At 68.0% G+C, this 24,630-nt stretch carries 19 protein-coding genes; all 19 read right to left on the bottom strand.

Going from position 1 to position 24,630, the window contains the following annotated elements; all coding sequences use genetic code 11:
• Window positions 1-137: 137 nt before the first annotated feature.
• The 19 genes from FOC67_RS18920 to alg8 all read right to left on the bottom strand — a co-directional run bounded on the left by FOC67_RS18920 (window position 138) and on the right by alg8 (window position 24,550).
• The gene (locus FOC67_RS18920; RefSeq protein WP_003110473.1) at window positions 138-1,532 is read right to left on the bottom strand and encodes a UDP-glucose 6-dehydrogenase; all 1,395 of its coding nucleotides are present in this window, start codon (window positions 1,530-1,532) and stop codon (window positions 138-140) included.
• Window positions 1,529-1,942 (bottom strand): 4-amino-4-deoxy-L-arabinose-phosphoundecaprenol flippase subunit ArnF, encoded by a 414-nt coding sequence (gene arnF, locus FOC67_RS18915; RefSeq protein WP_003110472.1) that lies wholly within the window; start codon window positions 1,940-1,942, stop codon window positions 1,529-1,531. Before arnF ends, FOC67_RS18920 begins: the two co-directional genes overlap by 4 nt.
• Window positions 1,939-2,286: an EamA family transporter gene (locus tag FOC67_RS18910; RefSeq protein ID WP_003110471.1), complete on the bottom strand. Its 348-nt coding sequence runs from the start codon at window positions 2,284-2,286 to the stop codon at window positions 1,939-1,941. Before FOC67_RS18910 ends, arnF begins: the two co-directional genes overlap by 4 nt.
• Window positions 2,283-3,932, bottom strand: coding sequence for a lipid IV(A) 4-amino-4-deoxy-L-arabinosyltransferase (gene arnT / locus FOC67_RS18905; protein WP_003110470.1), 1,650 nt, complete (start codon window positions 3,930-3,932; stop codon window positions 2,283-2,285). Before arnT ends, FOC67_RS18910 begins: the two co-directional genes overlap by 4 nt.
• Window positions 3,929-4,816: a 4-deoxy-4-formamido-L-arabinose-phosphoundecaprenol deformylase gene (gene arnD, locus FOC67_RS18900; protein ID WP_003110469.1), complete on the bottom strand. Its 888-nt coding sequence runs from the start codon at window positions 4,814-4,816 to the stop codon at window positions 3,929-3,931. The genes arnT and arnD overlap by 4 nt, the downstream gene beginning before the upstream one ends.
• Window positions 4,813-6,801, bottom strand: coding sequence for a bifunctional UDP-4-amino-4-deoxy-L-arabinose formyltransferase/UDP-glucuronic acid oxidase ArnA (arnA, locus tag FOC67_RS18895; RefSeq protein WP_009313568.1), 1,989 nt, complete (start codon window positions 6,799-6,801; stop codon window positions 4,813-4,815). The genes arnD and arnA overlap by 4 nt, the downstream gene beginning before the upstream one ends.
• The gene (gene arnC, locus FOC67_RS18890) at window positions 6,798-7,817 is read right to left on the bottom strand and encodes an undecaprenyl-phosphate 4-deoxy-4-formamido-L-arabinose transferase (protein WP_009313569.1); all 1,020 of its coding nucleotides are present in this window, start codon (window positions 7,815-7,817) and stop codon (window positions 6,798-6,800) included. Before arnC ends, arnA begins: the two co-directional genes overlap by 4 nt.
• A complete protein-coding gene (gene arnB, locus FOC67_RS18885) occupies window positions 7,814-8,962 on the bottom strand; it encodes a UDP-4-amino-4-deoxy-L-arabinose aminotransferase (RefSeq protein WP_003110468.1) in 1,149 nt (382 codons plus the stop codon). The genes arnC and arnB overlap by 4 nt, the downstream gene beginning before the upstream one ends.
• 386 nt (window positions 8,963-9,348) lie before the next feature.
• The gene (locus FOC67_RS18880; protein WP_003092113.1) at window positions 9,349-10,794 is read right to left on the bottom strand and encodes a mannose-1-phosphate guanylyltransferase/mannose-6-phosphate isomerase; all 1,446 of its coding nucleotides are present in this window, start codon (window positions 10,792-10,794) and stop codon (window positions 9,349-9,351) included.
• 196 nt (window positions 10,795-10,990) lie between these two features.
• Window positions 10,991-11,641: an alginate O-acetyltransferase AlgF gene (algF, locus tag FOC67_RS18875; RefSeq protein WP_003092112.1), complete on the bottom strand. Its 651-nt coding sequence runs from the start codon at window positions 11,639-11,641 to the stop codon at window positions 10,991-10,993.
• Window positions 11,642-11,713: 72 nt separating this feature from the next.
• Complete coding sequence (gene algJ, locus FOC67_RS18870; RefSeq protein ID WP_003092111.1) at window positions 11,714-12,889, bottom strand: alginate O-acetyltransferase; 1,176 nt, start codon at window positions 12,887-12,889, stop codon at window positions 11,714-11,716.
• 14 nt (window positions 12,890-12,903) lie between these two features.
• The gene (locus FOC67_RS18865; RefSeq protein ID WP_003110467.1) at window positions 12,904-14,466 is read right to left on the bottom strand and encodes an MBOAT family protein; all 1,563 of its coding nucleotides are present in this window, start codon (window positions 14,464-14,466) and stop codon (window positions 12,904-12,906) included.
• A gap of 241 nt (window positions 14,467-14,707) precedes the next feature.
• Window positions 14,708-15,811, bottom strand: coding sequence for an alginate biosynthesis protein AlgL (gene algL, locus FOC67_RS18860; RefSeq protein WP_009313582.1), 1,104 nt, complete (start codon window positions 15,809-15,811; stop codon window positions 14,708-14,710).
• Between the two features lie 3 nt (window positions 15,812-15,814).
• Window positions 15,815-17,239 carry an alginate biosynthesis protein AlgX gene (gene algX, locus FOC67_RS18855; RefSeq protein ID WP_003092107.1) on the bottom strand — a complete coding sequence of 475 codons (1,425 nt, stop codon included), beginning with the start codon at window positions 17,237-17,239 and terminating at the stop codon, window positions 15,815-15,817.
• Between the two features lie 12 nt (window positions 17,240-17,251).
• A complete protein-coding gene (gene algG, locus FOC67_RS18850) occupies window positions 17,252-18,883 on the bottom strand; it encodes a mannuronan 5-epimerase AlgG (protein ID WP_003110465.1) in 1,632 nt (543 codons plus the stop codon).
• 20 nt (window positions 18,884-18,903) lie between these two features.
• Window positions 18,904-20,376, bottom strand: a complete 1,473-nt coding sequence (algE, locus tag FOC67_RS18845; protein WP_003110464.1) for an outer membrane porin AlgE — start codon at window positions 20,374-20,376, stop codon at window positions 18,904-18,906.
• Window positions 20,373-21,800: an alginate biosynthesis TPR repeat lipoprotein AlgK gene (gene algK / locus FOC67_RS18840; protein ID WP_003110463.1), complete on the bottom strand. Its 1,428-nt coding sequence runs from the start codon at window positions 21,798-21,800 to the stop codon at window positions 20,373-20,375. The genes algE and algK overlap by 4 nt, the downstream gene beginning before the upstream one ends.
• Window positions 21,801-21,813: 13 nt before the next feature.
• Window positions 21,814-22,983: an alginate biosynthesis protein Alg44 gene (gene alg44, locus FOC67_RS18835; protein ID WP_003092101.1), complete on the bottom strand. Its 1,170-nt coding sequence runs from the start codon at window positions 22,981-22,983 to the stop codon at window positions 21,814-21,816.
• 82 nt (window positions 22,984-23,065) lie between these two features.
• Window positions 23,066-24,550 (bottom strand): mannuronan synthase, encoded by a 1,485-nt coding sequence (gene alg8 / locus FOC67_RS18830; RefSeq protein WP_003119545.1) that lies wholly within the window; start codon window positions 24,548-24,550, stop codon window positions 23,066-23,068.
• Window positions 24,551-24,630: the final 80 nt, after the last annotated feature.

The raw sequence follows: 24,630 nt of genomic DNA, 5'->3' as shown, positions 1-24,630 counted from the left end.
GCGCCCTACGCCACCTGAGCTACGTGGCAGGGGGTAGGGCGAATAACGCCGCAGGCGTTATCCGCCGATACTCCGGCGAACCGGCGGATAACCGCAGCGGTTATTCGCCCCAGCGGTCGATCCGACCTGGGGCGGCCTCAGGCCTGGCGCAACAGGCGCACGCCATCTTCCTGTGCGAGGCTGGCCTCGTTGATCGGCAACGAGCAGGACTGCCCGCGTCCCATCGGGTAGTAGTGGAAGCCGTGGCGGGCCATGCGCTCGGGGTCGTAGAGGTTGCGCCCGTCGAAGATCACCGGGGCCTTCAGGCGCTCCTTGAGCAGCTCGAAATCCGGTGCCTTGAATTGCTGCCACTCGGTGCAGATGACCAGCGCATCGGCGCCTCCCAGGGTCGCCTCGGGGGTGCCCATCAGGCTCAGGCGTTCGTCGTGGCCATAGAGCCGCTGGGTTTCCTGCATGGCTTCGGGATCGTAGGCGCGCACCTGCGCGCCGTGGCGCCAGAGCGCTTCCATCAGTTCGCGGCTGGGCGCGTCGCGCATGTCGTCGGTGTTCGGCTTGAAGGCCAGGCCCCAGAGGGCGAAGGTCTTGCCGCGCAGGTCGCCGTCGTAGAACACCCGGATGCGTTCGAACAGCTTGTGCTTCTGCCGCCGGTTGATCGCTTCCACTGCCTGCAACAGGTCGCTGGAGCAATGCGCCTGCTCGGCGCTGTGGATCAGCGCGCGCATGTCCTTGGGGAAGCAGGAGCCGCCGTAGCCGCAGCCGGGGTAGATGAAGTGGTAGCCGATCCGCGGGTCGGCGCCGATGCCCTGGCGCACCGCCTCGATGTCGGCGCCGAGGTGTTCGGCCAGTTCGGCGATCTGGTTGATGAAGCTGATCTTGGTCGCCAGCATGCCGTTCGCCGCGTACTTGGTCAGTTCGGCGCTGCGCAGGCCCATGAACAGCATGCGGTCGTGGTTGCGGTTGAACGGCTCGTAGAGTTCGCGCATCACCTGGCGCACCTCTTCGTTGTCGCAGCCGACCACGATGCGGTCCGGGCGTCGGCAGTCGACGACGGCGGAGCCTTCCTTGAGGAATTCCGGGTTGGAGACGATCTCGAATTCCAGTTCGCGTCCGTCGGCTTCCAGGCGCCGCTCGATGTGCGCGCGCAGGCGGTCGCCGGTGCCTACCGGGACGGTCGATTTCTCCACCACGATGACGGGCTTGCGGCGATGCTCGGCGATGGCATCGGCCACCGCGAAGACCGCGCCGAGATCGGCCGCGCCGTCCTCGCCAGGCGGGGTGCCGACCGCGATGAACTGCACCCGGCCGTGCTCCACGGCCAGGCGCGCATCGCTGCTGAAACGCAGGCGGCCGCTGTCCAGGCCTTCGCGCAGCAAGGCGTCGAGCCCGGGTTCGTAGATGCTGGCGAGGCCCTGCGCGAGGCGTTCGACCTTGTTCCGGTCGATGTCCATGCACAGTACATCGTGGCCCACTTCGGCGAGGACGGCGGCCTGCACCAGTCCTACATAGCCACTGCCGAATACGCTGATCTTCATGGTGCTTTCCTCGACGGATGATGCGCGGGCGCGGCAGCGGTGCGGCGGGCGTTGACGGTCAACACGCCGAGCACCACCAGGCCTACGCCCAGGGTCTTGCTGGTACTGAAGGTTTCATCGAACGCCGGCAGGCTCGCCGCCAGCAGGTAGACCAGCGCGTAGCTGGCGCTCAACAGGCTGTAGGCGCGGCCCAGCGGCAGGTGGCGCAGGGCGGCCAGCCAGCACAGCAGGGAGGCGGCGTAGGCCGCCACCGCCAGGGCTACCGCGAGCAGCGCGGCGCGCTCCGGCGTTTGCCCGGCCCAGGCTTCCGGCAGCGGCAGGCGGCTCATGCCCCAGCGCATGCCGAGCTGGGCGGCGCTGGCCAGCAGCACGCTGCCCAGGGCCGCCAGCCAGCCGCGTAGCGCGTTCATGCGCTCCTCCCGAGCAGGGCCACGCCGGCGACGATCAGCAACAGGCCGGCGAGGTGGCGGCGATCCACCGGCTCATCGAAGACGAAGCGTGCCGCCAGGGTGACCAGGACGAAGTTCAGCGCCAGCATCGGATAGGCGCTGCCGACTTCCACCCGTTGCAGGAGCAGCAGCCAGCAGAGCAGGCCGAGCCCGAGGGCGAGCAGCGCCAGCCACGGCCACGGACTGCGCAGGCGCGCCGTCCAGCCGTCGGCGGCGACCAGGTGCCAGTGCTCCACGGTGAGCTTCTGCGCAACCTGGCCGAGGCCGGTCATGAGCAGGGTGGCGAGCAGCAGCGCGGCGCTCATGGGCGCACCTGCGGCAGGATCGCCAGGACCAGGTTGCCGTTCCGGTAGCGTTCGCCGTCGCCCGGCAACAGCGCCAGCTGGTAGCGGTCGCTGGCGCTGTTGATCCGCAGCAGCACGGCCACCGAGCCGTCCTGGCGTGCCCGCCAGAGCCACTGGCGGATGTCTGCCAAGGGCACGCTGCGCTGGCTGTGCTCGGGGTAGGAGAGGCCGTACTTCAGCTCGCCGCGCGTGTCGTAGAGCGTCACGTCGCTACGGCGCAGGCGCCAGGCGAGGGCCGAGGCGGCGCCGAGGTCGTTGCTCAGCAGATGGCGGGCGCCGGCCAGTTCGTCGAGGTGTTCGGCGACGAACAGGTCGGGGGTCTTGTTCTGCACCACATGGTTGGGCATCGCCGCCGGCAGCAGTGCGATCAGTACCCAGCTCGCCAGCAGCGGCGCGGCCCAGGCGCGTAGCGGGTAGCGCCACTGGGCGAGGCCGGCGGCGGCCCAGGCGCCGATCACCAGGAGGACCAGGAACAGCTCGAAGGGTTCTTCCTGGTACACCGGCTTGCGCAGTTGCAGGTAGGCCAGGGCCGCCAGCGCGAGGAGCGCCAGGCCCAGGTTGAGCAGCCCGTTGCCGCGCAGCGCGACGCTGTTCCCCTGGCGCAGCCGCTGCACCAGAGCGTGGCCCATGAGCAGCGCCAGCGGCAGCAGGCAGGGCATGATGTAGGTCGGCAGCTTGCCCCGGCTCAGGCTGAAGAACGCCAGCGGCAACAGCAGCCATAGCGCCAGGAAGACCACCGGCGCCTGGCGCCGCTCGTGCCAGGCCTGGCGCAGCGCGCTCGGCAGCAGGCCGCTCCAGGGCAGGCAGGAGACCGCCAGCAACGGCAGGTAGAACCACCACGGGCGAGAGTGCTGGGCGTCTTCGCCGGCGAAGCGACGGATGTGTTCGTGCCAGAAGAAGAACCGCCAGTAGTCCGCTTCCCGCGCATGCACGGCGAGCGCCCAGGGCAGGCAGACGAGCAGCGCCGCCAGCACCGCCAGCGCGCCGTAGCCAAGCAGCTCGCGCCAGCGCCGCTGCCAGAGCATGTAGGGCAGGGCGACCAGCACCGGCAGCAGCCAGGCGAGGAAGCCCTTGGTCAGGAAGCCCATGCCGCAGGCGAGGCCGAGCAGGGTCCAGCCGAGCAGGCGCGCGCGGCGGCTCCCCGCGTCGAGGGCGTACCACAGCGCCACCAGGCTCAGGTTGACCCAGAAGGTGAATTGCGGGTCGAGGTTGGCATAGCCGGACTGCCCGGCGATCAAGCCGAAGCTGGCGTAGAGCAGCGCGCACGCCAGGCTGGTGCGCGGGTCGCGCCACAGGCGGCGGGCCAGCAGGTAGGCGAGCAGGACGCTGAGGGCGGTGGCGACGACCGAGGCGATGCGCACGCCGAACAGGTTTTCGCCGAAGACCGCCTGGCCGAGGGCGATCATCCAGTAGCCGGCGACCGGCTTCTCGAAGTAGCGCAGGCCGAGGAAGTGCGGCGACACCCAGTCGCCGCCCAGCAGCATCGCCTGGCTGATCTGCGCGTAGCGGGTCTCGTCGGGAATCCACAGGCCATGGTTGCTCAATGGAACCAGGTAGAACAGGCCGAAGGCGATCAGCAGCAGCGACCAGGTCTGGCGGCGGCTCATGGCTGGCGCACTCCCAGCCAGCCCTCGCGGCCGGCCAGGCGGCCGCGCACCAGTTCGGCCAGCGGCAGGCTGCGCGGATCGTCCGGCAGCAGTTCGCCCAACGGGCGGAAGCGGATGCCGCGCCGTTCGGCGCGCCGCAGCAGTTCGCGGAACGCCGGGGCGAGGAGCAGCCCCTCGACCTCGGCGTGGATGGTGTAGACGTTGTCGCGGCCAGCGGCGAAGCGTTCCAGGATGAAGTCGTTGTAGGCCTCGCGCGGCAGGCCGGGACCGACCACCTCGTCGAAGGTCGGCAGGTTCACCGGCACCTGCGGGATGCCAGGGCTGCCGTCGGCCAGGCGCGGGCGGAACGCGCCGCGTCCGCGGCAGTCGCTGTTGTAGCGGAAGCCGAAGGGCTGCTTGGCCTCGACCACCCGGCCGTCGGCGCGCCAGCCGGCGGCGGCGGAACAACGCACCGGCTGGCCGAGGATGTCCGCCAGGCAATCGCTGCCGCGGCGGATCTGCTCGCCGAGCTGCTGCACGCTCCAGACGCCGGCGTGGGTCTGCCAGGCATGGTGGTCCCAGGCGTGCAGGCCGACCTCGTGGCCGGCGGCCTGGGTCCGCCGCATCAGCGGGCCGAGTTCGCGGCCGATCGGCTTGCCCGGCCAGGCGGTGCCGGCCAGCAGGATGTCCCAGCCATACAGGCTGGCGGCGCGCGAGCGGAGCATCTTCCAGAGGAACGCCGGGCGCGCCAGGCGCCAGAGGTGGCGGCCCATGTTGTCCGGACCGACGCTGAAGAAGAAGGTCGCCTTCAGCCCGGCTTCGTCGAGCAGCTCGAGCAGCCGCGGCACCCCGTCGCGGGTGCCGCGGAAGGTGTCGACGTCGATGCGCAGGCCGGCCTGGATCACGCCTGTGCCTCGCGCTCGCGGAGCGCTTCGTGGAGGAAGAAGTCGAGGGTCTTGCCGATGGTCTCGCGCAGTTCGATGGTGGGCTGCCAGTCGAGCAGGCGCCGGGCGTTGTCGATGCTCGGCTTGCGGTGGGCCACGTCCTGGTAGCCGTCGCCGTAGAAGCTGCGGCTCTCCACCTCGCGGAAGCCGGCGAAGGGCGGGAACTGCGCGCGCAGCGGGTGGGCCTCGAACTGGCGCAGCAGTTCCTCGCCGAGCTGGCGGATGCTCGCCTCGTTGTCCGGGTTGCCGATGTTGACGATCTGCCCGTCGCAGCGGCCGTCGCGGTTGTCGATGATCCGCGCGAGGGCCTCGATGCCGTCGTCGACGTCGGTGAAGCAGCGCTTCTGCGCGCCGCCGTCGACCAGGCGGATCGGCGTGCCTTCGACCAGGTGCAGGATGAGCTGGGTGATCGCCCGCGAGCTGCCGATCCGCGCCGAATCCAGGCGGTCCAGGCGCGGGCCCATCCAGTTGAACGGACGGAACAGGGTGAAGCGCAGGCCCTGCTGGCCGTAGGCCCAGATCACCCGGTCGAGCAACTGCTTGGACACCGAGTAGATCCAGCGCTGCTTGTTGATCGGCCCGACCACCAGGTTCGAGCGGTCTTCGTCGAAGTCCGGGTCCTGGCACATGCCGTAGACCTCGGAGGTGGAAGGGAACACCACGCGTTTGCCGTATTTCACGCAGTAGCGGACGATCCGCAGGTTTTCCTCGAAGTCCAGTTCGAACACCCGCAGCGGGTTGCGCGTGTACTCGATGGGCGTGGCGATGGCTACCAGCGGCAGGATCACGTCGCATTTCTTCACATGGTATTCGAGCCACTCCGAATGGATGCCGATGTCGCCTTCGACGAAGTGGAAATGCGGGTCGGCCTTGAGCCGTTCGATGGCGTCGGAGCCGATGTCCATGCCGTGGACCTCGTAGCGACCGTCGCGCAGCAGGCGTTCGGACAGGTGGTTGCCGATGAAACCGTTGACCCCGAGGATCAGCACCCGCGTGCGGCGCTGCGGGCCGGACGCCGCGCCACGCAGGCGCGCGCCCTCGACCAGGCCCAGCTCGGTGGCCAGTTGGGTGCCGGCCAGGTACAGGCCACGCTCGCCGCGCTGGCCGAAGCGCAGCACCAGCGAGTCCTCGCCGCAGGCGATCCGCAGCGGGTCGCAGGACAGTACGCTGCCCGGCTCGCGGCCGTGATTGCCGGCGACCACCTCGGCGCTCCAGACGATCAGCTTCTGTTCGCCGACCTGGCAGAAGGCGCCGGGGTAGGGCTGGGTCACTGCGCGCACCAGGTCGTACAGCTGCCGTGCCGGCCTGTGCCAGTCGAGCAGGCCGTCCGCCGGGGTGCGCCGGCCGAAGTGGCTGGCCTGGCTCTCGTCCTGCTCGACTTCCGGCAGCACGCCGAGGGCGAGCAGCGGCAGGCTGTCGCGCAGCAGGGCGCCGGCGGCCTTGCGCAGCTTGCCGTGCAGGCTCAGGGCGGTGTCCTCGGGGTCGATGGCGATGGCCTGCTGGGCGAGGATCGGCCCGGCGTCGGCGCGCTCGACCATGCGGTGCAGGGTCACCCCGGTCTGCGTTTCGCCGTTGACCAGCACCCAGTTCGCCGGGGCGCGTCCGCGGTAGCGCGGCAGCAGCGAACCGTGCAGGTTGTAGGCGCCGCGTGCGGCGCAGGCGAGCAGTTCGGCGCCGAGCAGGCGGCGGTAGTAGAAGGAGAACAGGAAGTCCGGGCGCAGTTGGCGGATGCGCTCCAGCCACAGCGGATGGTTCACGTCCTCGGGCGCGTGCAGCGGAATGCCGCGCTCGGCGCAGAGGCGTGCGACCGAGGCGTAGAAGGTGTTTTCCCGTGGGTCGTCGGCATGGGTGAAGACGGCGGCGATCTCGTAGCCGGCATTGAGCAGGGCTTCGATACCGGTGCAACCGATGTCGTGGTAGGCGAAGACGACGGCTTTCGAGGTCATGGCGTGGAAGGCTCGCTGGATGAAGAGGTGAAACCGGCCCGCTGCAGGGCCGAGGGAAGCGCGGAGGGCGTGGCGCGGACCACGCGCTCGATGAAAAAGCGCGGCCGCGCGCGCACGTCGCTGTACATGCGCCCGAGGTACTCGCCGAGCAGGCCCATGCCGAGCAACTGCACGCCGCTGAACATGAACAGCACGGCGAACAGCACGAACAGGCCGTTGCCGGCCCAGGCGGCGCCGAAGGCCAGGCGCAGCACGAAGAGGAACAGGGCGAAGAGGAAGCCGGCCAGGGCCATGCCGCCGCCGACCAGGCTGAGCAGGCGCAGCGGCGTGGTGGTCATGCAGGTGACCAGGTCGAACATCAGGTTGAGCAGGCGCATCGCGCTGTATTTCGATTCGCCGTGGGCGCGCTCGGCGTGGGCGACGCGGATCTCGCAGGTATGCCGGGCGAAGCCGTTGGCCAGGATCGGGATGAAGGTACTGCGTTCGCGGCAGGCCAGCATCGCTTCGACGATGCTGCGCCGGTAGGCGCGCAGCATGCAGCCGTAGTCGTGCATGGCGACCCCGGTGGAGCGCTGCACCGCCAGGTTCACCAGGCGCGAAGGCCAGCGCCGCCAGGCCGAGTCCTGGCGCTCGGCGCGGATGCTGCCGACCACGTCGTAGCCCTGCGCGGCGCGCTCCACCAGGCGCGGGATTTCCTCCGGCGGGTTCTGCAGGTCGGCATCGAGGGTGATCACCAGGTCGCCACGGGACTGTTCGAAGCCGGCGAGGATCGCCGCGTGCTGGCCGTAGTTGCGGTTGAGGATCACCGCCACCACGGCGCTGCCGTCGCGTTCGGCGGCGGCCTGCAAGAGTTCCGCGGAGCGGTCGCGGCTGCCGTCGTCGACCAGCACGATCTCGAAGGCGCGGCCCAGCTCCAGGCAGGCGGCTTCGGTGCGGCGCAGCAGTTCGGGCAGGCTGGCTTCCTCGTTGTAGACCGGGATGACCACCGAGACCAGGTCGATCGGATAGGGCTTCATCGACGTTTCTCCAGGATGTCCTCGATGGCGCGCGCGACGCGCTCGATGTCGTCGTCGCGCATGTCGGGGAACAGCGGGATGGAGCACAGGCGGGCCGAGTTCCACTCGCTGTTGGGCAGGCTCAGGCGCGGCTGGCGCTGGCGGTAGTAGTGGTGCAGGTGACTGGCGATGAAATGGATGCCGCTACCGATGCCGCGCGCCTTCAGGGCTTCCATGAAGGCGTCGCGGCCCAGGCCGCAGGCCTCGGCGTCGATGCGCAGGATGAACAGGTGCCAGGCGTGGCGCTGCTCGTGCGCGGGCAGGCCGAGCGGCGCCAGCGGCAGGCCGGCGAGGCGCTCCAGGTAGCGTTCGGCGAGGGCCTGGCGGCGCGCGTTGAGCGCGTCCAGGCGCTTGAGCTGGACCAGCGCGAGGGCGGCGTTGAGGTCGGCCAGGTTGTATTTGAAACCGGGCTCGATCACTTCCGCCTGCGGCTTGCGTCCATGGCTCAGGCGGTCGTAGGCATCGACCCCGAGGCCGTGGAACTTGAGGCGGCGGACCCGTTCGGCGAGGGCACTGTCGTCGCTGACGAACATCGCGCCTTCGGCGCAGGTCAGGTTCTTGATCGCGTGGAAGGAAAAGATCGCCGTGCCGCGGGAGCCTACCGGGCGCCCGCGGTATTCGCTGCCGACCGCGTGGGCGGCGTCCTCGACCAGGGCAATGCCGTGGCGCCCGGCGACCGTGCGCAGGCCTTCGAGATCCAGGGTAGAGCCGGCGTAGTGCACCGGCACGATGGCGCGGGTGCGCGGGCCGATGGCGGCTTCCACTGCCTGCGCCGAACACATCAGGGTGTCGCGGTCGACGTCGACGAACACCGGGGTGGCGCCGAGCAGGGTGATGACGTTGGCGGTGGAGACCCAGGTCAGCGACGGCGTGATCACTTCGTCGCCGGGGCCGATGCCCAGCGCCAGCAGGGTGACGTGCAGGGCGCCGGTGGCCGAGGATAGCGCCACCGCGTGGCGGCAGCCGAGGCGTTCGGCGAAGCGCTGTTCGAGCTCCTGGTTCTTCGGCCCGGTGGTGATCCAGCCGGAACGCAGGACCTGCTCCACGGCGGCGATTTCGTCCTCGCCGATGCTTGGCCGGGAGAATGGCAGAAAGTCCAGTGACATGTAATGAAGCCTCGGTACTGGGAGGGCGGTACGAAGAGGTTATTTATATGTCGCTGAATGCTGCCTGAACGTTTGTTAAGACTCGCTTAACAACGGCTGAATGAAGACTGAACGAACTCGAAGAAACTGGAGGATAAAGCCGGAAGCCGCGTTTTCAGAGGCTTGCAGGGTTAGTTGGAATGGATCTCGGGTGTTTTCTGAGTGGCTTTATTAATAACCCGAGTCCTGTTTCTTTAAGGGTTCATTAATACTTGATGTCCGCTCCCCGTGAATATTCCGGAAACTTCATGGAAACATGGGGCGGGCCAGGGAAAGTCAATCCCGTGGGTTGTCGGAAAAAAACAACCCCCTGGCGGATCGCTCCGCCAGGGGGCCGGGTCGACGCTTCAGCGGCTGCCGGCGACCACTTGCAGGGCCGGTTCTGCGGTGCGCCCGTAGACGTCTTCCAGGCGCTCGATGTCGTCCTCGCCGAGGTAGCTGCCGGACTGCACCTCGATGATCTCCAGCGGGATCTTGCCGGGGTTGGCCAGGCGGTGCACGGAGGCGATCGGGATGTAGGTCGACTGGTTCTCGGTGAGCAGGAAGGTCTTGTCGTCGCAGGTCACCTGGGCGGTCCCGGAAACCACGATCCAGTGCTCGGCGCGGTGGTGGTGCATCTGCAGCGAGAGGCGCGCGCCGGGCTTCACGGTGATGTGCTTGACCTGGAAGCGGCCGCCCATGTCCACCGAGTCGTAGGAGCCCCACGGACGGTAGACCTCGCAGTGGTTCTGGGTCTCGCTGCGGCCCTGGGCGTCGAGGTCCTTGACCACGTGCTTGACGTCCTGCACCCGGTCCTTGTGGGCGATCATCATGGCGTCCTTGGTTTCCACCACCACGATGTCCTCCAGGCCGATCACCGAGACCAGCTTGCCGTTGCCGTGCACCAGGCAGTTGTGGCTGTCGTGGACCAGCACGTCGCCCTTGGTGACGTTGCCGTTGGCGTCCTTGGCGTGCACGTCCCAGATCGACGACCAGCTGCCGACATCGTTCCAGCCGGCGGACAGCGGCACCACGCAGGCGCGTGAGGTCTTCTCCATCACCGCGTAGTCGATGGAGTTGTCCGGGCAGCATTCGAAGGTGGCGGCGTCGATGTTCACCAGGTCGCCGTCGTGCTGGCTGCGCTCCAGGGCCAGCAGGCAGGTGTCGTAGATGTCGGCGTCGTGCTTCTTCAGTTCTTCCAGGTAGCGGCTGGCGCGGAACAGGAACATGCCGCTGTTCCAGTAGTAGCCGCCGGCGGCGACGAACTCGCGGGCGCGGGCTTCGTCGGGCTTCTCGACGAAGCTCTGCACCCGGCTGACGCCTTCCGGCAGTTGCGCATCGGCGCTCGCGCGGATGTAGCCGTAGCCGGTCTCGGGGCGGCTGGCGGGAATGCCGAAGAGCACCATCTCGCCCTTTTCGGCGGCGTTGGTGGCCAGCGCCAGGGCCTGCTGGAAGGCGCGCTGGTCCTCGATCACGTGGTCGGCGGGAAGGATCAGCAGCAGTTCGTCGCGGCCTTCGGCGACCAGTTTCATCGCGGCGATGGCCACCGCCGGCGCCGTGTTGCGGCCGAAGGGTTCGAGGAGGATCGCCTGGCTCGCCAGGTTCTGCGCCTCCAGCTGTTCCTGGACGATGAAGCGGTGCTCCTTGTTGCACACCAGCAGCGGCGCCTGCATGCCGTCGAAGGCCAGGCGCTTGATGGTCTGCTGGAACAGGGTGTCGTCGCCGGTAAGGGCGAGGAACTGCTTGGGGTACTGCTTGCGGGAAAGAGGCCAGAGTCGCGAGCCGCTGCCACCGGAAAGGATTACTGGGATCATGTTGTTTCTCCTTGAAGCGATGCGTCTGTCTAGGGATCCCGCCGCGCGGCGGGATATCTCGTTACCGGGCTCCACGGAGCCCCGGGTGACCTCTCCAGTGCGCTCCTTCTGCGGGAGCGCTGACGGTTGGTGCGCCGGTGTCGGGCCGGTCTTGTTGTGTGGAATGCCGGGAGGGGCGAGCCCCTCCCGGTCGGTCTCAGTCCGCCTTCACCGGGCGCTTGACCCAGACCGGCGCGAGCTTGCCGCCGCTGCCGGTGACATACAGGCAGACCACCTCGCCGCGGGCCAGGGTGACCGGCTTCAGGTCGCTGACCTTCTTGCTGCCGTCGAACAGCGCCAGGTTCACCTTCACCGGGTTGATCTCGCGGTCGCCGTGGCTTTGCGGGCCGACGTCCTTGACCACGTCGGTCTTGCCGTCGGCGGTCTTCAGGGTCAGCTTCGAGCCGCTGAGGTTCTGCACCCGCACCAGCGCCTTCTGCTTGTTCTTGAACGGCGGCTCGGCCACCAGCTGCGGCTTGCCGCCGGGCTGGCTGACCAGGGTGTAGTAGCTGTCCGGGTCGAGCTTGACCGGCAGGCTCTGCTGGCCGACCTGGGCGGTGTAGCTGCCGGGGGGGAGGAACTTGAAGTCGCTGGAGCCGAGCGGCGCGACGTCGTTCAGGCTGGTGCTGCCGACCGACACGTCGAGTTCGCTGTTGCCGGCGTTGTAGGCGCGGACGAAGGCCGAGCCCTTGGGTGCCTGGGGCCCGTACAGGGCGCCCTCGTCGGCCTGCGCGGCGAATGCGGCGACGCCGAGGGAAAGTGCGCAGGCCAGGCGGGTCCAGGTGTGGCGGCGGGTCATCGGGTTCATGGGTATTCCTCCGTTGCTTCTTCTTCAGCGGGGCGTTCGGCCCCGTGGGTAAACAGCCTTGGCTGTGTTCGTTCAATCGTTGCGGCTGGCGGCCAGGCGCTCGTCGCGGCCGCCGCTGGCCTTCAGCTGGGCGACCCAGTCGGCGTCGAACTGGCTGAGGTCGCTGGCCATCGGCAGGTAGCGCTCGGGAAACTCCCAGACCAGCAGTTGCGGCGGGTCCTTGCGGAAGCCTTCGTCCTGCAGCAGTTCCAGCATCGGTTCGAGGGGGCCCTTGCCTTCCTTCGCGTAATTGATCAGGTCGGCGGACAGCGCCTGTTTCAGCGCGCCCTCGAAGTTCCACCTGGGGTTGGCGCTGTAGCTGGTGCCGACCAGCGCCAGGCGCGGTTGCTGGCTATCGCCGAAGAGGTCGTCGCCCGCGCCGGACTGCTGGCCGCCCGGCAGTGCCGGCGCGGCTTCGGTGGTGCGTTGCTGCAACTGCTCCGGACGCGGCAGCAGTTCGTCGAACAGCGGGTCGAGCGGCAGGAAGCTGAGCAGGTCGCCCTTGTGCGTGCGTTCTTCGCCGACGCGGGTGACGAAGTTCTGCGCCGGCACATCCAGCAGGTGCGTCTCGCGGATCTCCGCGCCGAGGCGCTGGGCCACGGTTTCCGCGCCGAGCGGCGACCAGTGGGTGTCGGTGCGCAGGAATACTGCGCCGTTGTCCTTGGCCTGGCGCAGGCTGCCGAGCAGGTCGGGACTGTCGATGCCGGCGGCGCGGGCGCGGGCCAGGAAGTCCTGGTAGAGGCTGTCGTGCAGCGCGGCCGGCTGCTCGCGGCCGATGTGCTCGGGATACAGGCGGGCCTTGGCCGGGATCACCGCGAGCACCAGCTTGACGCCGCGCCGGTTCAGCTCCCGCTGCACGCCGCGTACCAGTGCCCAGTTGTCTTCCAGTTGCTGGCCGCTCGGTGCCGGCTTGAACTCTTCGTCGGTGAACAGCCAGCCGTCCTTGCCGATCACCACGCCGGGGCGGCCTTCGTGGAACAGCGTGTAGTCGAGTGCGGCCCAGAGGTTGGTGCCCAGGCGCTTGATCGGGAATTCCTTGTCGTAGTGGGCTTCGAAGGCGTGCGCCAGCTTGCCGTTGAGCAGTGGCGTATCGGCCGCGGCGGAGAAGCCCGGCACGCTCTTCAGCGACCATCCGGCGAGCCCCAGCAGCAGCCCGCCGAAGGCGGCGATATAGGCGTATTGCAGGGGGCGGGAAATGCTCTGTGTCATGGCGTGGGCCTCGCTCAGAACTGGAAGTAGAGGAATGGCGAGTAGCTCTGCGCGGAGAGCTTCAGCACCGAGGCGGCGAACAGCAGGAGCAGCGCCAGGCGGGTGGCCAGGACGGGCAACTGGCTGAGCCAGCTCGGCTGGTAGACCAGCGCGCCGCTCGGCGAGTAGGCGATCGCCGCCGGGTCGCCGGCGGCCTCGCGCGGGGCGCGCGGCTGGGCACTGGCCGGGCCGTCGGCGGCCACTTCGTCGCTGTTCGCCGCGGCCTTGGGCGCCTTGGTCTGCAATGGCTGGTTGTAGAACTGGCGCAGGCCGAAGAACGCCAGCACCAGGTAGGCCAGGACCAGGGTGCCGACCTGCAGGCCGGTGAGGCTGGCGCGGTTCAGTTCGGAGAGCTGCCAGGTGCCGAAGCTGAACATGGCTTCGTACATGCGCCAGGCGACCTGCAGGTTCTCGGCGCGGAAGATCACCCAGCCGATCACCACCAGGAGGAAGGTGAACGCCCACTTCAACGGGTTGAGCACGCGCGGCGCGGCGTTCACTCCGAGGGCCCGCTCGATCGCCAGCCACATGCCGTGCCAGGCGCCCCAGATGATGTAGGTGAAGTTGGCGCCGTGCCACAGGCCGCCGAGGAGCATGGTCAGGAACAGGTTGCGGTAGGTCTGGAAGGTGCTGCCGCGGTTGCCGCCCAGGCTGATGTAGAGGTAGTCGCGCAGCCAGGTCGACAGGCTGATGTGCCAGCGCCGCCAGAACTCGGTGATCGACTGGCTGATGTAGGGCTGGTTGAAGTTCTCCATGAAGCGGAAGCCCATCATCAGGCCGAGGCCGATGGCCATGTCGCTGTAGCCGGAGAAGTCGAAGTAGAGCTGCGCGGTGTAGGCCAGGGCGCCGAGCCAGGCGTCGCCGGTGGTCGGGTTCTGCAGGGCGAAGCAGTGGTCGGCGAGGGCGGCCAGGGTGTCGGCGATGAACACCTTCTTGACGAAGCCCTGCATGAAGCGGGTGCAGCCTTCGGCGAACTTGTCGACGGTGTGGGTGCGGTGGTTGAACTGGTCGACCAGGTCCTTGAAGCGCAGCACCGGGCCGGCGATCAGGTGCGGGAAGATCGCGACGAAGGCGGCGAAGTCGATCAGGTTGTGGGTCGCCGGGGTATCGCCGCGGTAGACGTCGATGATGTAGCTGATCGACTCGAAGGTGTAGAAGGAGATGCCGATCGGCAGCAGGATGTGGGTCAGCACGAACGGCTGCATGCCGAACGAGGTGATGATCTCGTTGAGGCTGTCGACGCCGAAGTTGGCGTACTTGAAGTACCCGAGCACGCAGAGGTCGACCACCACGCCGAGGATCAGCCAGCGTTGCGCGGCCCTGGTGCGTACGCCGGCGGCGCCGATGCGCAGGCCGATCCAGTAGTTGAAGACGGTGACCCCGGCGAACAGCAGGAGGAAGTCCACCCGCCACCAGGCGTAGAACACGTAGCTGGCGATCAGCAGCAGCAGGTTCCGGTAACGTTCGCCGCTCAGGTAGTACAGGCCGAGAAAGACCGGCAGGAACAGGAACAGGAACACGTTTGAAGAAAAGACCATGCCGTCTCTCTCTCTAGAGCGTCAACCATTCAGGTCGGCCCTGCCTTTCCGCGCCCTGGAGCGCTCGAGGAAAGGCGGGACGACCCGCCGTTTTCCTCCCCGTGGTGTTGCCTAAGGTGTTGCGCCCGCCCGCGTCTGTCGCGCATGGGTCGGGGTGTGGCGCCTGGTGGGACGCCTGGTCGGCGAATGGGGCAGAGGGGCGCGTGGCCTCTGGCCTGTGCGCCCGCTTCCCGCCACGCCCTCAACTTCCCCCTTCGCGGCTGAACACCCGCGTCACTTCGCCGCCGAGGCGGAAGCTGTTGAACGGCTCGCGGTCCTTCTTCGCCTCGAGCATCTTCGGCTCGCAGCGGTAGAGGGCGCAGTAGGGCTCCAGCCAGGCGTACTTGTTGTCGACCTTGAGGTCGGTCATGTCCTGGTCCTCGCCGGTCTTCTCCTCGAAGGTTTCCTCGTCGTCGACTCCCTTCATCACCCGCTCGGCCAGGCGCTGCAGGGCGCCGTGGTTCTCCTGGCGCAGGTCGACGCCGTTGACCTGGGCGAACGCGGCGATCATCGCCAGCGGCGGCAGCGCATAGTTGTGGTAGGCGAGGGCGCGCTGGCGGCGCTTGAGTTCGTTGGGCAGGAAGCCCTGCTCGTCGACCTGGTTGGCGGCGACCTTGAACTCGCTCACCGCCCAGTCGAAGAGGTCGCGGCGGTTGGTCACCACCGCGGTGGACATCACCGACCAGGCCGCCCAGTAGGAATGGTTGTTGATCTTCTTCAGCGGCAGGCCGCTCCAGTCGCGGACTACCTGGGTGCCGAGCCGGGCGAACCAGTCCTCGATTTCCCGGCTCTGCTCGGCGTGGGCCGCGAGCGGCCGCGAGCTGGAGAACTTCAGGCGCATGTAGGCGCCGGAGAGGCTGCCCAGCGCCCATTTGCGCATGGACTTGCCGGTGTGGTTGAAGTCGTCGCTCTGCAGGGCGCCGGCGCGGGCCCAGGCGCTCATCCAGTTCAGTGCGCAGGCCAGGTCGCCGTCGCGGCCGCTGCGCATGTACCGGGTGACCAGCTTGGTGGCGCCGCGCTCCATGTCGGTGATGTCCTTGATCTGCGAGCGGAAGGTCTTCTCCGCCTTGACGTTGAGGGTCGCCCGCGCCGAATCGGAGCCTTCGTACTTGCTGGTGAAGACCAGGCTGCCGGTATACGGCGGCGGCACCGCGGGGCAACTGCCGGCGCTGCCCTTGCGCTCGCCGACCGCCGCGTAGTAGCCGGGCGGGGGTACCAGGTCGGCGGCCTGGCTGACCTGGCTGGCGAGCAATGCCGCGGCGAGGGCGCCGGGCAGGGCGATACGGATCAGGTGGGACGTTTTCATCGTTTACCTCCCGGCCACCGACTGGCTGGCCTTGGCGGGCGCCGCCTGGCAGATGCTGGCCTGGACCTCCAGGCCCTGGGGCATGTCCTCCGGCGCTTCGATTTCCAGGGAAAGGAACTGCTGGTCGGCCCAGTCGCTGTCGTTGCGCAGCTGGAAGACGTAGCGGCCGCCGGTATCGACGGCTTTCGACTGCTCGATCTTCAACTGCTCGCGGCGGCCGTTCATGTACCAGATGGTGTTCTTCAACTCGTGTACCGAAGGGTCGCTGTAGGTCACGTCGGCGACGTAGCTGCCGCTGCGGATCGGTAGCGCGGCGCTGTTCAGCAGCACCTCGTTGCGGCCCTGGCGCAGCTTGACCTTGCGGCTGAGCACGGTCTTCCGGCCGGAGCAGCCGTTGTCCACCAGCGGCATGGCCTGGCGGTAGAAGCTCTTCTGCGCCATGTCGTAGTGGGTGGCGAATTCCCAGATGAGGATCTTCGGCGGGTTCTTGTGGAATTCCTCGCTGGTCATGTACGCCAGCAGCGAACTGTCGAAGCCGCCGCCGGACACCGCGTTGTTGAGGATGTCGGCGCCGCTGAACTCCTCCAGGAAGCCGGCGAAGTTGTAGGCCGGGCCGCTGTTGGAGGTGCCGACCAGGGCAATCTGCGGGTTGCCGCCGTCGCCGAACAGGTCGCCGCTGTCGCTGGCGCCCACCGGCTCGGTCTCGAAGCGGTCGACGTACTGGGTGGCGTAGCTGTTGCCGCAGAGTTGCGCGGCGGCCTTGTGGAAGGTGCCGAGCTTGGACAGCAGGCCGACGCGCTTGCTTTCGAACTGCTTCTTCGGGATCTCCTCGAAGCCGGGCACCTGCTTCAGCGTCTCGGCCACGATCTTCGCGCTGCGCCGGGCGCCATGGGGAGTCCAGTGGTGGTCGCCCTTGAAGTAGTAGGCGTGCTCCTCCTTCTCGTCGAACAGCGGCGAGAAGTCCGGGGTCCAGATGCCGGCCTGGCGGAAGCGGGCGATGGTCGCCAGGTAGTTCTTCTTCGCCAGCTCGTAGTCGAAGCCGGCCTTTTCCGCCGGGCTGAGCTTCTCGCGGTTCACCAGGCCGCGGGTTGGCTGGTAGACCACCACCAGCTCGATGCCCTTGCGCTTGAGTTCGTCGCGCAGTGCGCGGAGTTCGCGCCAGCCTTCGGCGCTGGTGCCGAAGTCGGTACGAAGGTCGTAGGTGGTGCGGAACAGCCAGTCATCCTGGGCCTGCACCAGGTGGGTGAAGAAGCCCAGGTACTTGGTGTTGTAGCGCGAGTCGTCGGCGGCGGCCGGGCACAGGTTGCCGGCCGGCAGCGCCTGGTAGCTCGGCGCCGCGCCGGGGTCGGCGGCGAGGGCTGCCTGGGCCAGGCAGAGGCCGGCGGCCAGGGCGCTCAGGCGGAACAGTCGGGAAGTGCGGGTTTTCATGCGTCTGGGTCCTCAGTCCTGGAGTTCGGCCTGGCTTTCCACGGGATCGATCAGCACCGCCTTGTCCTGGCGCACCAGCAGGTCGAGGATCTGGTCCTGCTTCTCGCCGAGAACGCCGGGCAGGCTGATGCCGGAGGATTTGGTCGGGGCGAGCATCGCCACCCGGTACAGTTCGAGGCTCAGCGGCGAATCCACCGAGAGCGGGCCGGAGCCGTTGCCGGCGAGCTTGCCGCCGACCACGATCAGCGAGACCTTGGTGTCGAACGGGTCGAGGGCGATGTTGCGGTCGGTGTTGGTGAGGTCCTTGATGTGGCCGTACACGCCGATCAGCTGGTTGCCCGCCGCGAGGTTTTCGTAGAGGCGGATGTTCACGCTGTTGCGCACGCGGATGCCGTGGCGGCGGTTGGCCAGGACCTGGTTGCCCCAGAGCAGGTTGTCGCCGCTCTCGTAGAGGGTGATGCCGTCGGAATGGTTGCGATAGACCTCGTTGTAGGCCACCAGGTTGCCCTCGCTGTTACGGTCGAGGACGATCCCGGAAAGCTTGTTCTCGTAGCTGCGGTTGTTGAAGATGAAGCTGTCGTTGACTTCCCGCGAGACGATGATGCCGTGCTTCTTCCTGGTCCCGTGGACGGTGTTGTCGGCGATGATCAGGCGGTGCGAACGGTCGTGCGGGTCGATGCCGTAGACGATGTTGTCGCGGTAGGTGTTGCCCTTCACCACCAGGTCGTCGGCCTCGTAGCAATAGAAGCCGTACCAGCTGTCGACGATGGTCGAGTCGATCACCCAGCCCTTGGGGCGCGGGCGCTTCATCTGCTTGTCCATGCCCGGGCTGTACTGCGAGATGGAGATGCCGTAGGCCTTGGAGGCGTTGTAGCCGAAGCTGGTGAAGGTGCTGTTGCTCAGGTACACCTCGGCGCCGCCCCAGGAGATCAGGAACGGACGGAACTCGTTGGGCGTCTTGAACCAGGCCGGCTCCTTCTTCGATTCGCTCCAGCCGGTGACCTTGCTGTCGCGGACGAACAGCATGCCGTCGTTGACCAGGAACGCGCCGCGCTCCTGGGACAGGCGCAGTTCCTTGACCTGCTTGTCGATGTCGAGGGTCGCGCCCTGGCTGACCACGATAGGCAGGCGGGCGACGAACACCCCCGGCTCGACCTGTTCCAGCGCGCTGGCGGGAAGCTTGCCGGCGAGCTGGGCGAGGTTCACGTAGCCGCCTTCGATGAAGATCGCCTGGGGCATCTGGCGCTGGCGCTTGACCCATTCGGCGAGGCGGTTGCTGCCACCGGTGAACTCCTTCAGCGGCTGCTGCTGGACCATCCGCTGCACGCTGGCGCGGCCACCCGGCTTGCGCACGATCTTGGCTTCCACCGCGGCGGCGGTGTAGCCGGAGAGGTCGGGCAGTTTCGGCGGGTCCAGGTGCAACGGTTCGGCCGGCGCGGTGGTCACCGTGTAGTTGCCGGTTTCCTTCAGGCCCTGGGTCAGGCCCGGCTCGTTGCCGGCCTGCGCCGGGACCGGCTGCGGTTTCTCCACCGGCTGCGCCGCCCACGCCTGGCCGTGCAGCAGCACCGCGCCGAGCACTGCCGCGGCCAGCGGGCGCAGGCGCGGGAGCCGGCGGCGGGGGATCGAAAGGGAAATGTCGGGCATGTCCGGTTTCCTCGCGGGGCTCAGAAGCGCCAGATGAAGTCGACGAAGGCGCGGTGCATGGTCGAGTCGGTGCCCGGCCCGTAGGCGTCGCCCGGCTTGAACAGGCCGCCGCGGAAGCGGATCAGCGCCGAGGGCTCGTCGACGTACTGGCTCATCGAGGCCGGCAGCAGGCCTTGCTTGAAGTACTTGGTCACCACCAGGTCGAGTTCCTGGCCGATGTCCTTCTCGCCCGGTTGCAGGGCGGCGTTGATGCCGCTGGTGCCGATGTCGGAGTCGTCGTCGACGCGCCAGAACTTGTGGTAGACCAGGCTCGCGTCGTAGTCCTCGCGCAGTTGCCAGGAGCCGAACAGGGTGGCTGCCTGGAGGTTGCTCAGTTCGCCGCGGAAGGCTTCGCCGAAGCGGTGCACGCGCGAGCGGGTGCCGGTGAAGTTGGAGCGATTGCTCTCCAGCCCGGTCTGCTGGAACTGCTCCTCGCCGTCCTTGCCACCGCCGCTGCCGCGGGCGTAGCCGACGCCGGCCTTCCATTGCTCGTCGATGTTCCAGCGCAGGCCGAGGTCGACGCCGAAGGCATTGACGTCGCCGCTCTGCTTGCCGGTGGCGATGCGCCGGTCGTCGACCGTGGTGGTGGTCAGGTTGTCGCGGTCGCCGGTCAGCCAGGTGGCGCTGGCCCAGTAGTTCAGCGGCATGCTCGAACGATAGTTGTAGGCATCGCCGGTAGCCTCGATGCCGAGCCAGGTGAGCTGGCCGGTATAGGTCTTGTCGAGGTTGTCGACTTCCTCGCCGGGGCGGCGCAGGTGGCCGCTGTCGTCGGCGTGGTGGATGCGCACGCCGATGCGGTGGTGCGGCGCCCACTGGGTGGAGATGTCGCCGAACACATGGGTGCGGTCCTTGTCCTCCGGGGCCAGTTCGTCGAGGTCGGTGCGGTATTCGCTGAAACGCTGGGCGACCCCGGCATGGGCGTTGAGCAGGGTGGTCTCGAAGCTCCAGTTCAGCGCCTCGATGTTGGTGTCCTGCCACTGGCCGCTGTCTTCCCGCAGGCGCTGGCGGCCGAAGCGCAGGTGCTCGCCGGGGTAGGCGGTGAGGCCGGCGTAGTCGACCCAGAATTCGCGTGCGGCGAGGTAGCTCTTGTCCGGCTCGCGACCGTCGTTGCGGCTGTTGTTGCCGTCGTCGGTGTCCGATTGCAGGGTGTCGGTCTCGATGGTGTCGGTGGCGGCCACCGCCTGGCCCATGAAGTAGGCGCTCCAGTCGCCCCACTGGCCGAAGGCCCAGGGCCGCAGGTCGATACCGATGTCGTTGAGGGTGCCGCCGGGAGCGGTGCCGAGGTCGCGATCGTTTTCCGATTCGCCGGTGATCTTCACGTCCAGGCCGAAGTTCTTCGGTGCCTCGCCGCTGCCGGCGGCGAACGCCGGCGCGCCGAGCAGCAGGGCGATGGCCAGGGACAGGGCGCGCGGCGCGAAGGACGGCCGCGGGTTGACGGAACGGGAGCTGTTCATAGGCTTTCTGGCTCTTCTTCGTTGATCGGCGAGTCCTGGCTCTGCAGCAGGCTGACGGTGGCCTGCCAGTTGTTGCCGCGGCTCTGTTGTTCGCGCTTGAGCAATTGCTGCGCCTGGCTGCGTTCGGCCGGCGGCAGTTGCGCTTCGATCTGCCCGAGCAGGTCGCTGGCCTGCGGTACCTGCTGCTGCACGGCGAGCTGGCCGAAGACGTAGGCGTTGACCCGGTTCGGCTGGATGCCGCGGCCCTGCGACCAGAGCTGGGCCAGGGCCATGTCGGCGCTGGCCTGGCCGGCGCGGGCGGCGAGGATCAGGTGGTCGACGGCCTTCTGCGGATAGACCTTGCCGAGGAAGCCGCGGCGGTAGATCTGCCCCAGGTAGTAGTTGGCCTGGGGTTCGCTGGCGGCGGCCTTGAGCAGGTGCCGCTCGGCCTTGCGCGGGTCCTGCGGCGCCCACTTGCCGTCGTAGTAGAGGCGCCCGAGGAGCAGTTCGGCGCGTGGCTGGGCGGCGTCCTGGGCGTTCTTCAGGTAGCCGAGCATCTTTTCCAGGTCGCCCTGGTCGGGATAGTCGTAGAGCAGCTTGGCCAGGCTGACCCAGGCCGCGGGGTAGCTCGGCGCGATCTCTTCCAGCAGCGCCTGGGCGGTCTGCGGGTCGGGTTGGCCGAGTTCGCCGTCGGCGAGCACCCCGGCCACCGAGTCGACTCGCTCGCCGGGCACCCGGCCGGCCTTGTAGGCGGCGCGCAGCTGTTCGAGCAGGGCCTTCTGCTTTTCCGCGTTGCCCTGCATCTGGTAGACCGTGGCCAGTTCGTACCAGCACACGTCCATGCGCCGCAGCCAGCGCTGGCAGACCTGCTCGATCTCGCCCAGGTGCTGGGCGTAGGTGCCCTGGGTGCGGTAGAGGATGATCTGCGCCAGGTCGGCCTGCGGCAGTCCGCGCGCGCGCCACTGGTCGATGCGCTGCTGCGGGTCGATTTCCGGCCAGGACTGCGGGTATTGCAGGTAGAGCACGATGAGCGGCACCAGGGCACTGTCCTCGCCCTGTTCGAAGGCCTGGCTGAGCAGGCGCTCGGCCTCGCGGTGCTCGGCGTCGCTGGCGCCGGGCTTGGCCGCCAGCCACTTGCCAAGGCGCGCGCGGGCCCGCGGCGAGGTCTGCGCGGCCTCGCGGTAGAGCTTTTCGGCCTTGGCCTGCTGGGCGCTGTCGCCGCTGGCGACCTGCATGTCGGCGAGGCCGACCTGGGCGTCGGCGTAACCCATCGCGGCCAGGGCCTGGTAGTTGCTCTGGGCGGTGGCGAGGTCGCCGCGCTCCAGGGCCTCCTGGGCCAGGCGCTGGTCGGGCAGCCCGGCGCAGCCGGCGGCCAGGGCGATGGCCGAGGCCAGCAGCAGGTGCCGGGACGCCAGGGGCAGGGGAGGGAGGATGGGCATCTTCATGGTCGGGTACCGGTCAGCGAGCGGTGGCCAGGGTCACGGCCTTGTTCAGCAGGGTGCGGCCGGGGAGGCCGCCGATGCTGACCTCGGCCGGGCGGCCGGCGTACTGGGCGTCGAGCGGCTGGTCGGGCTGGATCTGCACGCGGATTTCCGAGGACAGGTCGCCGTCCACCGGCGCGGTGTTGACGATGCGGCCGCTGCGGTTGACGCCGTCGCCGGCGACCTGGAAGTTCACCCGGGTGCCCGGCGCCAGCTCGGCGGCGTTGCGGTAGGGGAAGCGCGCCTCGATGCTGGCCACGCTGTCGCGCGGGGCGAGGGTGAAGATCACCTGGCCCTTGTTGGCGTATTGCCCGTCGGCTACCAGTTGCTGGACCACGCGGCAGTCGCAGGGGCTGGTCAGGGTCCCTTTCATCTGGTGGCCGAAGAGCTTCTCGATGTTGCCCGGGTTGAGCTGCTCCTCGGTCAGGTTGCCCTTGAGCATGTCCAGCAGGTTGGCCGAGAAGGTGGCGATCGGCGCGCCTTTGGCGACTTCCGCGTTGGGCCCGAGAAGGCTCTGCACGGTGCCCTCGCGGGGCATGGTGATCTGCTGGTTGGGGACGCTGACCACGCCGGAATCGGCATGGGTGACGAAGTACAGGTTGTACATCTGGTTGAGGATGAAGGCGAAGGCGCCGACTCCGACGACGAAGATCGCGGTGCTCAGGGTCACCGCCCGGACCCGGCCGAAGAAGCCCATCCCGCCGTTGCCGCCGCCCTGCTTGCGGGCCTTGGTGAAGTTCTCGCGCTGGAGGGTATTGAGCATGTCGCCGACGCCGATCACCTCGCCGGCCAGGTAGGAGGTGATCAGGTAGCGCAGGGCCGCCACCTCGCGCGGCTTGAGGTTCTGGAACTCGCAGCCGACGCGGCGGCTGGCGGGGTCCACCGAGCGCACCTGGAACTCCACTTCGAGGGAAAAGCTGATGCTGTCGACCTGGAACAGCAGCTTGCCCTTGTACAGGTCGCCGGGCTGGATCGGCGCGCCGCTCGCGGTGAAGGCGAAGCCGCCGGCGGAGAGATCCAGCAGGCGTGCGTCGACGCCTTCGCGGTTGGCGCCGATGTAGCGGATGCGCGCCGGCAGCTTGACCCGGGCGAACTGGCGCTGGGCTTCGGATTCGTGCACGACGTTGACGTTGACGGCTGTATTCATGGTGTCGGGTCCTGTTCGGTCCAATCTGGGTCGATTTGCGCGCGGGCCGCGGCCCTGGCGTTGTCCGTAGTCGATTCGGTGGTCATACGATGGTCAGCAGCACGGCGACGAAGATGCTGGCGGCAGAGAAGGTCATGGCCCGCGACGACCAGGCGTTGAACCAGCGCTGGAAGCTAGCCAGGCCGCGCTCCAGCTTGGTCGGCTGGCGGGTCCAGGACTGCCGGTCGAGGCGGAAGAACACGTAGATCTTCACCAGCGCGCCGACGATCTGGTTGTAATAGAGGATCAGCGGATAGGCCGGGCCGATGCGGTGCCCGGAGAGCGAGAGGAGCAGGGTCAGCACCAGGCGGGTGAGGCCGATCCAGAGCAGGTACACCAGCAGGAAGGCGATGCTGTACTTGAGGCTGGCGAGGATCGCCACCACCAGGCCGAGCAGGCTGGTCCACATCGAGACGCGCTGGTCGAACAGCACCAGCATGGTGAACCAGCCCAGGCGCCGCGCGCCGAGCTTGAGCGCGCGCGAGTTCTGCCGCAGGTTGTTGCCGTACCAGCGGTACATCAGCTTGCGACTGGCCTTGATGAAGCTCTTCTCCGGCGGGTGCTCGACCGTGTTGATCGCCGCGTCGGGCACGTAGAAGGTGTCGTAGCCCAGGCGCATCAGGCTGAACCAGCTGGACTTGTCGTCGCCGGTGAGGAACTTGAAGCGACCCAGGCGCCAGTGCTCCAGGTGGTCGTTCTCGACGTCGGTGATGAACTCGGGGTTGGTCACCACCCGGGCGCGGAACACCGACATCCGTCCGGTCATGGTCAGCACGCGCTTGGACAGGGCCATCGAGCACATGTTGATGTGACGCTGGGCGAAGCGCAGCTTGTGCCACTCGCTCATCACGTAGCCGCCCTGCACTTCGCAGAATTCATTGGTGGTGAGGCCGCCGACGTTGGGGAAGAGCTTGAACCAGGGCACGGTCTTCTTCACCACGCCGTGGTCGAGCACGGTGTCGCCGTCGATCACCGCGACCACCGCGTCGTCGTCCGGCAGGTGCCGGGAAATCGCGCGGAAGCCATAGGCCAGGCCGTCGCGCTTGCCGGTGCCGGGAATCCGCACGAAGTCGAGGCTGACCCGGTCCGGCGGGTTCATCTTCTCCCACAGAGAACGGACCAGGACCTCGTCGGACATCTCGACGATGGAGCAGACCACGGTGGTCGGGTAGCCGCTGTCGATGGCTTCGCGGATCACCGAGCGATAGACCATGGCAGTGGTCAGGGCGTCGATGCGGAAACTGGTGACCATCAGGAACACGTGCGACGGGTCGGCCGCGCTGCCCAACTGGCGCACGCGCCGGCGGTAGTACGGGTAGACCACGTGGAGGAACAGCATGCCGCGCAGGAAGTGCACGCCGCCCATGGAGTAGCGCCAGATGCCGACGGCGCCGATAAGCAGGATGAAATCCTTGGAGTCGGCGTCGAACACGGTCTTCGGCACTGCCAGCGCGAGCACCATCAGCAGGCTGAGGAACACCAGCCAGCCGGTGGCTTCGGCGAGGCCACGTTTGTAAGTTTCCATCATCAGTTCCATCGGGCTGGGGACCTTGGCCTCGACGCCGGCGTGCGCTTGTTGTTGTTATGGCGCACGCCGCGGAGACGGCC

Origin of the sequence: Pseudomonas sp. FDAARGOS_761 (genome assembly GCF_013343155.1) — a bacterium.
In the GTDB taxonomy this organism is placed as follows: domain Bacteria; phylum Pseudomonadota; class Gammaproteobacteria; order Pseudomonadales; family Pseudomonadaceae; genus Pseudomonas; species Pseudomonas aeruginosa.
This window is presented reverse-complemented; position numbering and strand designations above follow the sequence as displayed.